The organism is Desulfitobacterium hafniense DCB-2 (assembly GCF_000021925.1).
GTDB classification, from domain to species: Bacteria; Bacillota; Desulfitobacteriia; order Desulfitobacteriales; family Desulfitobacteriaceae; genus Desulfitobacterium; species Desulfitobacterium hafniense.
In genome coordinates, this window is record NC_011830.1 from 2,055,458 (window position 1) to 2,069,718 (window position 14,261).

Below are 14,261 nucleotides of genomic sequence, written 5' to 3' on the forward strand. Positions count from 1 at the left end.
CCATTTTCGTGAAGCAAACAAGCCTGGTTCCAGGCAGAATTCAGGTGTGAAAAATTTTGAGCCGCTGCAGAAAGCTCTTCGGGTTATTAATTAATGTAAATAACTTGTTAATATAGATAACTTGGCGGAAATTTAGGTTGAAGCAAAAGGAGCGCCACTGCAAATTTTAATTGGGAAGGAGCTGATCAAATCCAGTGGCTATAACAGAGAGTGATAGAAACTATCGTTTGCCAAAAGCAAAGCAGGCAGAGGTAAAACGTACGGCAAGTTTGCCGCAGATTCTCCAGATGCTCGCCCCGGCCGGAGCGCTTCTGGCGGCCTTGATCCTGCATCTGACCCTGCCCAATGTCTATCCCAAGGGCTACCAATCCGTGACCTATCCCGCCTTCTTAAAAACCTGCCTGGGAATATATATGATTTTTGGTCTGGCTGCCTTTTTGCTGCCGAAGCTGCGGGCCAAAATGCTGTATTTGTCCTGGCTCCTGACGGCGGCCGTCTTGCTGGTGGCGGCGCTGGATATGGCCACCCTGAAAACGGGGCATTTCCGCCTGCCTTTTGTCCCCAGCCCCGACAAGATTCTGAGCTCTGTGACGTCCAACCTGGAGACCTTGGCGGTGAGTCTTTACTTTTCCATGAAACTCTTGTTTACGGGAATTGTGATCGGCATCATCAGCGGCATGATTTCAGGGATCCTGCTGGGCTGGAGCCAGATCTGCAATTATTGGTTCATGCCGGTTTTGAAAATGATCGGGCCGGTTCCTTCGGCGGCCTGGCTGCCCATCGTCATGGTGCTCTTTGCCACCAGCCGCCAAGCCAGCGTTTTCCTGATCGTTTTAAGCATTTGGTTTCCTTTGACCCTGATGGTCAGTTCGGCCATCCGCGATACGGATAAACGGCTCGTCGAGACGGCCCGGGTTTTGGGTGCCGGTGAAGTTTACATCATGCTCCATGTGGCGCTCCCCGCCGCCTTGCCGGCCATGTTCACCGGCTTGTTCATGGGTTTAAGCTCTTCCTTCGGAGCCTTGATTATTGCGGAGATGCTGGGGGTGGAAGCAGGACTGGGCTGGTATATCAAATGGGCCGAGGCCTGGGGTGAATACGCTAAAATATTCAGCACGGTGGGCATCTTCATTATAATTTTCTTTATCCTGATGGATACCCTCTTTAGACTGCGCAACCGCCTGCTGAAATGGCAGAAAGGGACTGTGAGATGGTAGGGAAACGCCATTTGCTGGCTGACAATATTACGCGCATTTATCATGACACAGACAACAAGGAGGTTCATGCTCTGGCTCAGTTTAATCTGGAAATTACCCGGGGAGAGATCGTGGCTCTGGTGGGACCCAGCGGCTGCGGCAAGTCCACCTTCCTGCGCCTTGTGGCAGGATTGGATCAACCCCAGGGCGGGACATTGAGCTATAACGGGGAGATGATTGCCGGACCTCATTATGACCGGGGGTTCGTGTTTCAGGACACCAACCTCTTTCCCTGGTTATCGGTTTACGACAATATCGCTTTCGGTCTCAAGGCCCGCAGGGTTTTTAAGCAGGAGCAGGCCAAAGTACAGGAATATATCGAACTGGTGGGCTTGCAGGGCTTTGAGAAGGCTTATCCCCATCAGATCTCCGGAGGCATGGCCAGCCGCACTTCTCTGGCCCGCACATTTATTCAGGACCCGGGGGTGATTCTGCTGGATGAACCCCTGAGCGCTCTTGATGCCTTCACCCGCATGGCCATTCAAGATGAAATCATTAAAATATGGCAACGGGATCAACCCATTATCATTCTGGTAACTCATGATATTGAGGAGGCGGTGTACTTAAGCGACCGTGTGGTTATTCTGTCCTCCCGGCCCGGTAAGGCAATTGGGGAAGTGACTATCGGCCTCCAACATCCCCGGGACAGAACCTCTTCTGAGTTTGTCCGCTTGCGCAGGGAGATCATGGCTATTCTGGAATGCTGCAATATAAATCCAAACTATAAAACAATTAAATTGGAGGAGAGTTAAATTGAAAAGAAACAGGTTGAGTTTGCTTTTGGTTTTGCTGCTGGCAGCGGCTTTGGTCCTGACCGGCTGCAGTGGGGGTGGAAATGCCACTCCGGCCAACACAACCCCCACTGACAACACCCCGCAGACGGGTGAAAACAGCGATTTAATACCGGCTGTGGTCGGTTATTGGGGCGGAACCTGCGAATCCCCCATTTTTGTGGCTTATGAAAAGGGATTTTTTAAGGAAGCCGGCCTTGATGTTAAATTATTGAAAATTACCGGTGATGTGGCGGTTTTGATGGCCAATGACGAATTGGATGCTTTTGAACTGACTCCTGATAAGTTCAAACCTATGGAACAGGGATTGGAATTAATGATTATCGACTCCCTGCACAAAGGATGTATTCAGGGAGCGGCTGCCAAGGAAAGCGGCATTCAAAGCGTAGCCGATCTGGAAGGAAAAAAAGTTGCGGCCGCTATTGGCGGTATTGCTCAGATCCAAATTGCCTCGGAAATGGTGAAACTGGGGAAAGACCCAAAAAAGGTGACCTGGCTTTCTTACCCCAATGCCCAAATGGAGCAGGCCCTGGATCAAGGAGAAGTGGACGCTTTTGCTACTTACGATCCTTTCCCGGAAATGGCTGTTCAGAATGGAAAAATCAAATTTTATTCCAATACCTTTGATCCGGGCCTGAAAGATACTCTCTGCTGCTTTATCGGCATGAACAAGCGAACTCTGGACGCTAATCCCGAGATCGGCAAACGCATGTCACAAGCCTTTACCAAAGCCTGCGAATATCTGGAAGAAAAGCCTGATGAAGCCGCTCAAATGGTTATGGATAAAGGCTATATTGCCGGTGACGCTGCTTTGAACGCTCAATTGATCAAAGATTATACCTGGATTGCCGGGGACAAGAAGACAGTGGACGACAGCTTCAGAGAAATCTGGCACCAGATTGCCAGAGCCGGAGCCTTGGAAAAGGCGCCTGCCGACTTGGATACTTATATTGACGGGCTCTACGTCCAGATGGTCTCCTTCATGGGAGAACACTAGTTGTTTAGAAAGAGGTGGATCCTTTGTCCTCAAAACTATGGTGGATCCTCGCCGGTTTGGCCACCGCCCTTTCCCTTATCCTATTGGCCGGCATGTTTGTCTTTCCTCCTTGCAGCGGGTTGATCGAGACGGCTGCGGGGGGCAGTGTGCCCATGAAATGTCATTGGACCTTCCGGGCGGAAATCCCGGTGGCTGTTCTTTTGCTCTTAGTATCTGCCGGACAGTTTTTTCTGAAGGAACCGCAGCTCCGCCGTTTGTCCTCAATCGTGATCATAGGCTTAGGGGCTGCCGGCATTGCCATCACGACGGATGCAGTCATCGGTATCTGTATGAAAGAAGGGATGGCTTGCCATACCACGGCCTTGTTCTGCAGGATCATCTATGGCCTTTTAATCCTTGCCGCCGGTATTCAACTGTTCAAAGCGGAGGATGTTCAGCGGCATAAGAGAACGTTCTAATGATTGCCGGTATTTTTGCTTAGAAAGGCATGACGAAAGTTATGAGAAAACTTATTCTCCACAGCTTGAACAAGCGCAGGGTGCAGTCCCTTGCGACCATGCTGTCGGTGACCGTCAGCGTGGCGGTTCTTTTGGCCCTTTTTATTGTCTACTACGGGGTTACGGAAGGCATCGCAACCAGCAAACAGCGTTTGGGGGCCGATATTCTGGTGATCCCTGCTCAGGCGGAAACTATGCTTACGGATACGGACCTGCTGTTTACAGGAGCCCCGGCGGTGATTTATATGACTGAAGACGTTGCTGGGCAGGTGGCAGGAATCGATGGGGTAGTCCGGGTGACGCCGCAATTTTTTGGCCAGACCCTGAATGAAAGCTGCTGTTCCTCTACCGGTGAGGTGCGCTTGATCGGCTTTGACCCTGAGAGCGATTGGCTGATCCAGCCCTGGACCGATCAGCTGATCGGCCGTAAGCTGGCTGCCGACGAGATTATTATCGGCAGCAATGTGGGCGGGTTTGAGGCTGCTTCCGCCAATATCCTCGGCAATCCCGTCCAAGTGGCGGCCCGCCTGGACTTTACCGGGACCAGCATGGATCAGTCGATTCTCATGGATATGGATACCGTGCGGGCTTTTTCGAAAAACATTGCCGGATATGATCATTTCTGGGCAAGGTACGGAGAACCGGAAACCCTGGTTTCCGCCCTGCTGGTCCAGGTGGAAGAAGGCCGGTCGGCCACGGTGGCCTATCAGATCTCCCGTCTGGGAAAGTTTAAGGTGATTGAGCAGAGCAGCGTTTTTAAAGAAATCCAGGGTCAGATGCAGGTGGTCTTCCTGATCATGCTGGGCTGCGGAATTTTATTGGTCCTGGCTTCCATCTTCCAGCTCTTTGGGCGTTTTCTGTCCATGGCCTGGGACCGCAAAAGCGAACTGGGGCTCTACAGGGCTTTGGGGGCTACGAAGCAGGATCTGCGCAGGCTGATTGCCGGGGAAGCGCTGCTGCTTACGGCCGGCGGCATCCTGCTTGGCTTGGCTGCAGGCGGGGGATTGTACCGGCTGATCTTGAATCTGCTGCAAACCCAAAGCACCTTTCCTTTTCGTGCACCCGGCGGCCCGACCCTGGTGGCAGGAGTTTTCGGACTGGTTTGTCTGTTCAGCCTGATCAGTTTCATTGCGGTCAGCGTGCCCCTGGGGCAGGTAGGAAAGATCGATCCGTCCCTGGCTATCCAGCGGGGTGACATTGATTAATAGGAGGCAAAGGAGTTCAGACATGTTGCTTTCAGCGAAAAATATCGGCAAGACCTATGGTGAAGAAGTGATTTTGCAGGGAATTTCCCTGGAACTTGATGGGGGACAATCCCTGGCGGTCACCGGGCCCTCCGGCAGCGGCAAATCCACTCTGCTGTCCCTGCTGGGACTGATGCTGAGCCCTACGGTCGGCGAAATATGGTATAAAAACGAAGACATTGGCAAACTGGCGGAAGACCGCAAGGACCGTCTGCGCAATCAGGAATTTGGCTTCATCTTTCAAAGCGCCAATCTGATCGGCTCTTTAACCGTTCTCGACAATGTGCTGGTTCCTGCCTATCTGGCCAAAAACAGGCAAATGAAAGAGAAGGCCGTTAATCTGTTGCAGGAATTTGAACTGGGACACCGGCTCGATTATTACCCCAGTGAGCTGAGTGTCGGGCAGAAAAGGCGGGTGGCCATTGCCCGGGCCTTGCTTCTTGATCCGGCAGTGGTGTTTGCCGATGAACCCACCAACGACCTGGATCCCCAATTATGCTCCTGGGTGGGTGATTATTTATTGGGTTTGCCGGCTCAAGGCTGCGCTTTGGTGGTTGTCACCCATGATCTGGGGCTGGCTGCCCGGGCGGACAAAGTTGTTGCCATTGCTGATGGACATTTGCAATAGCAGGAGAGGTGAAACAGTCTTTATATGTCACAGTCTTTCTATAGTCTTTATATGAAACGCACAACGTGCGGACGAGAGGAGAAATGTTTAATGGATACCTATTACAATTCTGCTGATCTGGCCAAATTTGCCACCATGGGTGAGGAAGCACCGGACCTTTGGCAGAAATTCATGGCCTATTACGGTTCGGTATTTGAGGAAGGTGCCCTGAGCCCGCGGGAAAAAGCCTTGATTGCTTTGGCAGTGGCCACCGCCGTGCAATGTCCCTATTGCATCGAAGCTTATACCCAGAGCTCTTTGGAAAAGGGCGCCAACGAGGAACAGATGACGGAAGCGATCCATGTGGCCTGTGCCATTCGCGGCGGGGCCTCTCTTGTGCACGGCGTCCAAATGAAAAATATCGTGAAGAAAATTGGATTCTAGGTCTGACAATTTCGGAGTTATCAGCGTTTCTGAAGGAGAGAGAAAGGGGTGTGGGCTTGTTGCAGGCAACAGCACAAAACAGCGATTCCCAACTGGAATCTTTAAATCATTTAAACATCAAACCTTTTCTGGAAAGATTGCAGGAGAGCGGCGTTCTTCCTCTGAAAAGCAAAGAGGCGATTCAGACCATGCAGATGAACGTGGGCAAGATCTGTAATTTAAGCTGCAAGCATTGCCATGTGGAAGCGGGGCCGCTGCGGAGGGAATCCATGTCCCAGGCTGTTATGGCCCAAGGCTTACAGGTCATGGCGGACCATGGGATCAAGGCCTTGGATATCACCGGCGGCGCGCCGGAATTAAATCCTAATTTTCCTTGGCTGATTCAGGAAGCGAAAAAACTGAACCGCCAGGTGATGACGAGAACCAATCTGACGGTACTGGACGATGAAAAATATGGATGGATGCCGGAATTTTACGCGGAGCATCAGGTGGAAGTTGTTTCCTCCCTGCCTTATTATACGGAGAAGGATGCCGACCGCATGCGGGGGAATGGGGTTTTCCAGTCCTCGATCAAACTGCTGAAAAAGTTCAATGAACTGGGCTATGGCCGGGAGGGCGGCAGTTTAAAGCTGAACCTTGTCTACAATCCGGGGGGCGCTTTTCTGCCGGCGGCCCAGCAGGGGATCGAGGCCGATTACCGCCGGGTTTTGCTGGATCAGCATGGCATTACCTTCAATAGTTTATTTGCCATCGGCAATTTCCCGGTGGGCCGGTTTTTAACTTTCCTGAAGAATTCCGGCAATCTCCAGCGCTACATGGAACAGCTGGCGGGGGCCTTTAATCCGTCCACCGTCCAAAATGTCATGTGCCGGGATATGGTTTCCCTCAGCTGGGATGGTTATCTTTATGATTGTGATTTTAATCAGATGCTGGGGCTGCCCGATTCCCCCCAGCATATCTCCGCCTGCCGGAAAGAAGATCTCTGCCGGCGGGAAATCACGGTTCACAATCACTGTTATGCCTGCACGGCCGGCAGCGGTTCAAGCTGCGGCGGGTCTGTCGTGTAAAAGCCAAATAAAAGAGTTGGAGGAAGAGATGATGAATAAAACTATTCGTGAAATCGTAGATAAGGCTCTGGGCGGCGGAGAAATCGGCGCCGCTGAATTGAGAGCGCTGTTTGCTGTCGATTACCTGTCTGAAGAATCCTATTTAATTCAATATGCTTCCCGCAAAATGAGCGATGACGCCTGCCAGGGCAAAGCGGAAGTCCATGCCCAGGTAGGATTGAACTCTGGTTCCTGTCCCCGGGACTGTCAATTCTGTTCTTTTGCGGCCATGAATAAGATTTTTACCAGCTCCAAAGTACGCCCTCTGGAAGAAATTATCGAAAGTTGCTTGAATTTCGAAGCGGGAGGTGCCAACGCCATTTATCTGATGGCCACCGCTACCTATAAATTTGCCGATTTCCTGAAGGTGGGCAGGGAAGTGAAGCAGGCTTTAAAAACAGCAGTTCCCCTGATTGCCAATGTGGGGGATTTTGACGAGGATGAAGCCAGGGCTTTGAAAAAGAGCGGCTTCGACGGAATTTACCATGCGGTGCGCCTGGGGGAGGGTGTCATTACAAAAATTGATCCCCGGAAAAGGCTGCAAACCATCGACCTGGCCGCCAAGGCAGGCTTAAAGGTTGGAACCTGCCTGGAGCCGGTAGGACCGGAGCATACCCTGGAGGAACTGGTGGAAAAGACCCTCATCACCCGGGATATGAAACCGGCTTACAGCGGTGCCGGACGGCGGGTCAATATCCCGGGTTCGCCCCTGGCGGCCCATGGCTCGTTGTCCTATGCGCAAATGGCGCCTATCCTGGCGGCGGTCCGTCTGGCTGTGGGTTACGATGTGGTAGGAAATTGCACCCATGAGCCCAATAAGATCGGAGCTATGGCCGGAGCCAGCCTCCTGTGGGCCGAGGTGGGCTCCAATCCCCGGGATACCAGCGAAAGCACGGTGCGCGGCTGGACTGTAAAAAATACCCAGGAAGTGTTGACAGAGGCCGGGTGGGAGGTCCTGGAGGGACCGTCGGTAATGTTCGGGGCTTCGGCATGATGATGGCGGCTTGATGCGAAAGAGCAATGACCGTTGCGACTGTATAAAGCAGAGTTTATGGTATCAGATGAAAAAGGAGATTGCGTAATGGAAAGTTTTCAAGGCTACTTATTTTGGGGTTTTTTAATTGTTTACGGAATGATTATGATGGCTATTTCTCCTCGTGTCATAACACTGGGCGGTTTTTTCCGCGGTGAAGATAAGCATGGACGTGCCTCATCACCCTTCTTATTGACCGCCAGTATCTTTATCAGCTGGATTTTTGCCAAATCCGTCACCAATGCGGCCAATCTGGGCGCTCAGTACGGCATTGTAGGCGGACTTGCCTACGCCTCGTACTGGCTGTGCATACCTTTGGCCGGTTTTGCCATTTATCGCCTGCGTACCAAATTCGCAGCCAAAGGTTTGGTTAGTTTCCTCACCTCAAATTACGGTCCGGCCGCGGCGCTGGCTTTTTCGGCAGCCATTCTGATTCGCCTGTTCAATGAGGTTTGGAGCAATTCTTCAGTGGTTGGTGCTTATTACGGTGACGGCGGCAGCACGGCATTTATTTGGGGAGCGGTGCTCTTTACGCTTATCACGCTTGCTTATTCCATGCGGGGAGGGTTGCGCAGTTCTATTGTTACCGACACGATTCAGGCCGTTTTATTCGTTGTGGTTTTAGTATTCGTCATCGCTTGGATTGTACCTAAGCATCCGATCGGTGAATATGTTTCATCGGGCGTGTGGGGTCTCAGCACGGGTGTAGACATGCTGCTGGTAACACTTTTGCAGATCTTCAGTTACCCGTTTCACGACCCGGTTTTGACTGACCGCGGCTTCATCAGTGAAGAAAAAATTATGGTGAAAGCTTTTATTGCCTCCGGCGTGCTGGGTTTTTTCGCTATTTTGATCTTCAGCTTTATCGGCATTCATTACACCTTGCTGGGTCTGCCGTCTTCAGGGAATGTTCCTGCTGCCTTGGGTAAAGTGATGTCCACGGCAATGTTCTTCTTCATGGCGGTCATTATGATTTCCGCCGCCGGTTCGACTCTGGATTCCACTTTCTCAAGTCTGGCCAAACTATGCGCCCAGGAGCTGCCCGCCCTGGCAGGAAAAGATTTCGGCAATAAAGCGCGCATTATCGGCATGTTTGTCATGCTCGTCTTTGCTTTAATCGGAAATCTGCCCATGATTGTCGGAACAGATATTTTGAAAGCGACAACAATCAGCGGAACCATGGTGATGGGGCTGGCGCCGATCTTTTTGCTGCACGGATTGGTAAAGCCTACCCGGCTGGGTTTTCATTTGAGTTTTTGGACCGGTATCGTTTTAGGTATCGCCTTTACTGTCGGCGCGGTTCCCTCAAGCATTGGGATCGGCGGCGGCACCAATGGGGTTCTGCTGGCCGTGAACCTGTACGGGCTCATTTTGTGCACTCTGGGTTATATCATTCCGGGGCTGATTGTCTCAGCCCGTGAGGCGAAAGAAAGTGGACCGAGTGGCTCAGCACACGAAGCGATTGCAGCGGCAGGCGAAATAGAGGAGCGTGCTTAAGAAATGATTTCAGCAGGAAGAAGCTGTCCCGCCGATTATGCCCTGCCGCCCAAACTTTTTGAGGCCGAACCTTGTGGCCATTGTGATACACTCTATGTGGCCGGCGGGATATACGGCAATCCGGAAGCCTTGAAAACGCTTGCGCTTTTAGCTGATGAAGAGAATGCTTCCCTGGTGGTGGTTAACGGAGACATGCACTGGTTTGACAAGACTGCTCAGGATTTTATCCATACGGAGAGATTGGCTGAGCCGTACATCAAGCTGATCGGCAACGTGGAGGCGGAACTCAGACGGGAAACCGACATCGGTGCAGGCTGCGGATGCGCTTATCCGGACTGTGTTTCCCAGGAGGCCGTGGAGCGTTCCAATCTCATTCATCGGGAATTAAAAGAGGCGCTTGCGTTCCTGCCCGAATATAAAGCTGCGCTGGCAAGGCGCCCCGGTGTCGCTGTTGTTGAAGTCGGGAAGCAACGAGTGGCGATCTCTCACGGTGATGAACAGTTTCTGGCGGGATGGGGGTGCTCCAGGGAATTTTTAGCGGAAGCCGGGCGGCAAACCGAACTCGCCCGCTGGATGTCCGAGCGCAGGATAGATGTGCTGGCGACAACACATACCTGCGCGCCTGCCGCCCTGGCCTGGGGGCATGGAGCGGTCATCAATAACGGCGCGGCAGGTATGCCGAATTTCAAAGGGCAGTTTGGCGGTTTAATCACCCGGATTGCAGCTTTGCCCCATCAGGACGCTTTATATCGCGGTAAAGTCGGGGGACTTTATATTGAAGCATTACCCCTCCGCTACGATCATGAGGCATTTATAAGATGGTTTGATGACCTATGGCCCCAGGAAAGCCCTGGGGAGGTATCCTACCGGGAACGCATCGTCCAAGGCACTGAAGATGAGATTGAAGACGCCCTGTTGGGAGGATTTCTCAGGTGCAATAACAAATAATAATCTTCGCGCAGGGAAAAGGTCTGTCCAAGATTGGAAACCGGATTCGAATCTTGGACAGGTAACCCCGTTAGCGGCGCCAACAACATTGGTGCGGAAACGGGGGTCAATCCCCGGGATACTGCGGCGGACACCACGAAAGGACGCGGGCTTTACATACCTGGCCCAGGGGGACGGTAAGCGTATAGAGCCGGCATTACTACTCAGTCCTGCCGGGACTTGGGCCGAATTTCCCCAAAAAGATCCGGCAAGTGTATCTCCAGGCCTGGAAAAAGCGGAGATCGGACGGTTTCATCTTCCCGGAAAATGGTCAGACCTTCGATATCCCTTTCCGGGGAAAAAGCATAGTGAGTGATGCTCTGCTCCGCCAAATCCACAATCCAGTATTCCCGGACGCCGCTTTTCATGTAAAGGTTTAACTTCGTCACCATATCCTTGCCTTTCGTGGATGGGGACAGGACTTCCACCACCAGGGAGGGAATCCCCTCGTAGCGGTTGTCGGCATTGACTTTCTCTTCGTCGCAGACCACCACGATATCCGGCTGCACCACATTGGGATCTTCCTCAAATTTAGTCGCATAGCCGAAGAGCCTTACGTCCAGGGGCGCGGTCAAAGACCGGCAGGGTTTTCCTTTAAAATAGTTGTAAAAATGCCAGGCGATCTCATTGACTGCTACCTGGTGGTCAAAAGCAGGGGAGGCCAGCAGGTAGACTTCACCGTCGATCAGTTCGTAGCGCTGATCGGAGGATTCCACCAGCTCCCTATACTCTTCGTAGCTGATCTTTCTGGTCGTTTTGTACTTTAGCGCTTCTTCGTGGAGCAGAAAATAATCCGGTTCGTTATAGCGGGTGAGCTTGGCGACGCTCCGGCCGTTTTTGGTGATAATGATATCTTCCTTTTCGGTCAGGGCCAGATATTTGCCGAAGGCGTTTTGCAGGTCTGTGGCATTGATCCGCATGGGGCCACCTCCATTCATCATGTTAGCTATTAATATAAATGATTATAGCTATTTAATCAAGAATAAATTGGCTATTTATCTTGGCGGTATTGGCATCGCCAGGTCAGTCTGCTCACCATGGAAAGCATACAGAAGATGCAAGCCAAGGGCGTAATCACGGTCAGTGATAATGAGCAGGGACAAAGGCAAAGCTGCCTCGACACATAAAAGTTTAAGGCAGCTTTGCTTTTGTCCCATTTGTTTCAATTTAAGAAAAAGTTTTCAAAAATGACAAAAGACAAAAATGAATTTGCTGTAATAATTACGAGAACGGCCATAAAACCCTTATTTAACGGGCGTTTGCTGGTTTTGCTTTTGCTTATACCGGCTTGGCATATTAATTGCATTATATTAGAGAAACAGAGACAGCCCTTATGTTTAAGGAGTGTGGAATTATGCTGGATTCCCATGGAAGAGATATTAACTATCTGCGGATATCTGTAACAGGGATGTGCAATTTAAGGTGTAGCTACTGTATGCCGGAAGGGGGAATCAAGAAGAAGGCCCATAAGGAAATTCTCAGCCTCGAAACAATTGAGCAAATAGCTTTCAGCGCTGTTGATTTAGGCTTTCAAAAGATAAGAATTACAGGAGGAGAACCTCTTGTCAGGAAGGGAATTATCGACGTTATTCATCAGATCGCTCAGCTTAAATCACGGGGATTAAAAGATTTAGGACTAACGACGAACGGAACCTTACTCAGTGGGTATGCCGATGAACTCAAGAAAATGGGACTAACAAGAGTGAATATTAGCCTCGATAGCTTGGATGCGGAGAAATATTCCCAGATTACGAGAGGCGGCAAGCTTTCTTCTGTCCTTGAAGGAATTCAAGCGGCCAAAGAGGCCAAGTTATGGCCTCTGAAGATCAACGTTGTCCTTATCGGCGGATTCAATGATGATGAAATCGAAGAATTTGTGAATTTGACCCGGGAAGATGATGTTGAAGTTCGCTTCATAGAACTCATGCCCATAGGAGAAGCAAGCGGCTGGGATCGGGAACATTTTTTGTCAGGTACGGAGATTTTAAAAAGAGTGCCACAATTGATGCCTTTAGCTGTTAAAGGGCAGGGAGCAGTGGCACGCCTTTATAAACTTCCCAATAGCAAAGGCAGAGTGGGAATCATCAGCCCCTTGAGCAATCATTTCTGCAACTATTGCAATCGAATTAGAATTACCCCTGATGGTAAGCTTAAACCCTGTCTGCATTCTGATCTTGAATTGGATATCCGCAATTATGGCGAAGATTACGAAAGATTTTTATTGGATGGTGTCTTTGCCAAACCCAATCGACACTCGATGCAAAACGAAGATTATGAGCCGGTTTTACGCAACATGAATGAGATAGGCGGGTGAACTTCTATGCCTAAAGCTGACATTGGCCATCCCTACTCATTAGGATGGGCCTGGCCTTGAATGATCCATCGAACAGAGATTAATCATGTCTGCATGAAAAGATTATGGTATAATATGGGTAGCCTACTGTAGGAGATGTTCAATGAGAAAGGCAGGTGAAAGTATGAAGGAGTTCATCAGTCTTAAAATCGACTACGCCTTTAAGCTTATTTTTGGCAAAGAAGGCAATGAAGCCATCCTGATCGCCTTTCTCAATGCTGCCCTCAAGTTGCCCCAGGAACGCCGGATCGAAGCAATTACGATTATGAATCCGGAATTGAACAAAGAATACCAAGGAGATAAAAAATCGATCCTTGATGTTCGGGCCGAGACCAGTGAAGGGATGCAGATTAATATTGAAATCCAATTGAGCAATCAATATGACATGGAGAAACGCTCGCTTTACTATTGGGCTGAGATGTACTCTCGTCAGATTCGCGAAGGTATGGCCTATAAAGAACTAGCCAAAGCAGTTACGATCAATATTTTGGATTTTAATTATTTGAAGCAGACTTCAAACTACCACAATGTGTTTCATCTCTATGAAGATGAAGAGAAATTTCAGCTGACCGATGCTCTGGAAATGCACTTCATGGAGCTGCCCAAGTTGCTGGCAAAGTGGAGAAACCGGGAAATCAGTCCCTGGGAAAATGAATTGGTACGCTGGTTATTGCTCCTGGAAGGAGCGGATAATCAGGAAATCTTGCAGACATTGGAGGAGATTGCTATGAAAGATCCCGTACTGCATCAAGCGATGACCGCTTGGGAGGAAACGAGTGATGATCCGAGAATCAGAGAAGCCTATTTTGATCGGCGCAAGGCTGTGCTGGATGAAAAAGCAGCCATCAGAGAGGCTGAGCTTCGGTTGAAAGAAGCCCTTGAAAAAGGCAGAGCGGCAGGCATAGCAGCAGGTAAAGCGGAAGGTAAAGCAGAAGTGGCCAAAAAGCTCTTAGACCTGGGCTTTGAAATAACGAAAGTTGCCGAAGCGACGGGGTTGTCTGAAAAGGATATCAGGAGCTTAAAAGATTGATTTCCAATGGAAGCGCAGGGTTTAGAAGGATTAAGTGGCATATTTCCAAGTGAAAAGGAAAAATTGAAGCCTAAGATCGGTTTTCCCGTTCTTAGGCTTCAATTTTTCCTGAATTATATACCGACCGGAAAATATCATGGAGGAGAGCCTGGAGCAAAGCCTTGAAGCCAAATTAGGCCGGGTCATCGCTGATGAGATCCTGGAACAGAATCACTATGATGATCAGGTAGCGGCAGCAGTCCGGCAGGTTAAACAGCGTTATCAAGACAGCCAAATCTGCGGCAGCCAGGCCCCTTTAAGGGAGACGGTGCAGACAGAACTGGCCAGGGAACCGGTCAACCTCTGGAAAGATGTGGTGGAAGGGGTATCCCAGGGGATCATTAAAAATTACCGTTTTTGAAATTTATTCATCTAGATGA

15 protein-coding genes are annotated in these 14,261 nt (G+C 50.4%); 14 read left to right on the plus strand and 1 reads right to left on the minus strand.

Going from position 1 to position 14,261, the window contains the following annotated elements; translation table 11 throughout:
* Window positions 1–194 precede the first annotated feature (194 nt).
* The 11 genes from DHAF_RS09535 to DHAF_RS09585 all read left to right on the plus strand — a co-directional run bounded on the left by DHAF_RS09535 (window position 195) and on the right by DHAF_RS09585 (window position 10,420).
* On the plus strand, window positions 195–1,217 hold the full coding sequence (locus DHAF_RS09535; protein ID WP_015943746.1) for an ABC transporter permease: 1,023 nt from the start codon (window positions 195–197) through the stop codon (window positions 1,215–1,217).
* Window positions 1,211–2,008 (plus strand): ABC transporter ATP-binding protein, encoded by a 798-nt coding sequence (locus DHAF_RS09540; protein WP_015943747.1) that lies wholly within the window; start codon window positions 1,211–1,213, stop codon window positions 2,006–2,008. Before DHAF_RS09535 ends, DHAF_RS09540 begins: the two co-directional genes overlap by 7 nt.
* 1 nt (window position 2,009) lies before the next feature.
* A complete protein-coding gene (locus tag DHAF_RS09545) occupies window positions 2,010–3,044 on the plus strand; it encodes an ABC transporter substrate-binding protein (protein WP_015943748.1) in 1,035 nt (344 codons plus the stop codon).
* A gap of 14 nt (window positions 3,045–3,058) precedes the next feature.
* The gene (locus tag DHAF_RS09550) at window positions 3,059–3,502 is read left to right on the plus strand and encodes a DUF4418 family protein (RefSeq protein ID WP_242659960.1); all 444 of its coding nucleotides are present in this window, start codon (window positions 3,059–3,061) and stop codon (window positions 3,500–3,502) included.
* A gap of 41 nt (window positions 3,503–3,543) precedes the next feature.
* On the plus strand, window positions 3,544–4,746 hold the full coding sequence (locus tag DHAF_RS09555; RefSeq protein WP_015943750.1) for an ABC transporter permease: 1,203 nt from the start codon (window positions 3,544–3,546) through the stop codon (window positions 4,744–4,746).
* 22 nt (window positions 4,747–4,768) lie between these two features.
* Window positions 4,769–5,413, plus strand: coding sequence for an ABC transporter ATP-binding protein (locus DHAF_RS09560; protein ID WP_015943751.1), 645 nt, complete (start codon window positions 4,769–4,771; stop codon window positions 5,411–5,413).
* 90 nt (window positions 5,414–5,503) lie between these two features.
* A complete protein-coding gene (locus DHAF_RS09565) occupies window positions 5,504–5,836 on the plus strand; it encodes an arsenosugar biosynthesis-associated peroxidase-like protein (protein WP_015943752.1) in 333 nt (110 codons plus the stop codon).
* A 50-nt stretch (window positions 5,837–5,886) separates the two neighbouring features.
* The gene (gene arsS, locus DHAF_RS09570; protein ID WP_015943753.1) at window positions 5,887–6,903 is read left to right on the plus strand and encodes an arsenosugar biosynthesis radical SAM (seleno)protein ArsS; all 1,017 of its coding nucleotides are present in this window, start codon (window positions 5,887–5,889) and stop codon (window positions 6,901–6,903) included.
* A 31-nt stretch (window positions 6,904–6,934) separates the two neighbouring features.
* The gene (locus DHAF_RS09575) at window positions 6,935–7,936 is read left to right on the plus strand and encodes a radical SAM protein (RefSeq protein WP_193345599.1); all 1,002 of its coding nucleotides are present in this window, start codon (window positions 6,935–6,937) and stop codon (window positions 7,934–7,936) included.
* 87 nt (window positions 7,937–8,023) lie between these two features.
* Entirely contained in the window at window positions 8,024–9,472 is a 1,449-nt protein-coding gene (locus tag DHAF_RS09580) for an SLC5/6 family protein (RefSeq protein ID WP_015943755.1), read from the plus strand.
* Window positions 9,473–9,475: 3 nt separating this feature from the next.
* A complete protein-coding gene (locus tag DHAF_RS09585; protein ID WP_011461155.1) occupies window positions 9,476–10,420 on the plus strand; it encodes a hypothetical protein in 945 nt (314 codons plus the stop codon).
* 203 nt (window positions 10,421–10,623) lie between these two features.
* Here the strand turns inward: DHAF_RS09585 and DHAF_RS09590 are convergent, their stop codons facing one another.
* Complete coding sequence (locus DHAF_RS09590) at window positions 10,624–11,379, minus strand: type II toxin-antitoxin system prevent-host-death family antitoxin (RefSeq protein WP_015943756.1); 756 nt, start codon at window positions 11,377–11,379, stop codon at window positions 10,624–10,626.
* Window positions 11,380–11,813: 434 nt separating this feature from the next.
* Between DHAF_RS09590 and moaA the strand changes: the two genes are divergently transcribed.
* The 3 genes from moaA (at window position 11,814) to DHAF_RS09605 (ending at window position 14,242) form a co-directional block, all read left to right on the plus strand.
* On the plus strand, window positions 11,814–12,773 hold the full coding sequence (moaA, locus tag DHAF_RS09595) for a GTP 3',8-cyclase MoaA (protein WP_015943757.1): 960 nt from the start codon (window positions 11,814–11,816) through the stop codon (window positions 12,771–12,773).
* Window positions 12,774–12,936: 163 nt separating this feature from the next.
* Window positions 12,937–13,842, plus strand: coding sequence for an Rpn family recombination-promoting nuclease/putative transposase (locus DHAF_RS09600; protein WP_420794933.1), 906 nt, complete (start codon window positions 12,937–12,939; stop codon window positions 13,840–13,842).
* Window positions 13,843–13,978: 136 nt separating this feature from the next.
* Window positions 13,979–14,242 carry a hypothetical protein gene (locus DHAF_RS09605; RefSeq protein WP_005809041.1) on the plus strand — a complete coding sequence of 88 codons (264 nt, stop codon included), beginning with the start codon at window positions 13,979–13,981 and terminating at the stop codon, window positions 14,240–14,242.
* Window positions 14,243–14,261: the final 19 nt, after the last annotated feature.

Bases quoted from the DNA above. Each gene is read 5' to 3' on its own strand.
- DHAF_RS09590 (WP_015943756.1), bottom strand. From the start codon at position 11,379: ATGCGGATCAATGCCACAGACCTGCAAAACGCCTTCGGCAAATATCTG.
- DHAF_RS09560 (WP_015943751.1), top strand. From the start codon at position 4,769: ATGTTGCTTTCAGCGAAAAATATCGGCAAGACCTATGGTGAAGAAGTG.
- moaA (WP_015943757.1), top strand. From the start codon at position 11,814: ATGCTGGATTCCCATGGAAGAGATATTAACTATCTGCGGATATCTGTA.
- DHAF_RS09555 (WP_015943750.1), top strand. From the start codon at position 3,544: ATGAGAAAACTTATTCTCCACAGCTTGAACAAGCGCAGGGTGCAGTCC.
- DHAF_RS09565 (WP_015943752.1), top strand. From the start codon at position 5,504: ATGGATACCTATTACAATTCTGCTGATCTGGCCAAATTTGCCACCATG.
- DHAF_RS09605 (WP_005809041.1), top strand. From the start codon at position 13,979: ATGGAGGAGAGCCTGGAGCAAAGCCTTGAAGCCAAATTAGGCCGGGTC.
- DHAF_RS09600 (WP_420794933.1), top strand. From the start codon at position 12,937: ATGAAGGAGTTCATCAGTCTTAAAATCGACTACGCCTTTAAGCTTATT.
- DHAF_RS09575 (WP_193345599.1), top strand. From the start codon at position 6,935: ATGAATAAAACTATTCGTGAAATCGTAGATAAGGCTCTGGGCGGCGGA.
- DHAF_RS09580 (WP_015943755.1), top strand. From the start codon at position 8,024: ATGGAAAGTTTTCAAGGCTACTTATTTTGGGGTTTTTTAATTGTTTAC.
- DHAF_RS09585 (WP_011461155.1), top strand. From the start codon at position 9,476: ATGATTTCAGCAGGAAGAAGCTGTCCCGCCGATTATGCCCTGCCGCCC.
- DHAF_RS09540 (WP_015943747.1), top strand. From the start codon at position 1,211: ATGGTAGGGAAACGCCATTTGCTGGCTGACAATATTACGCGCATTTAT.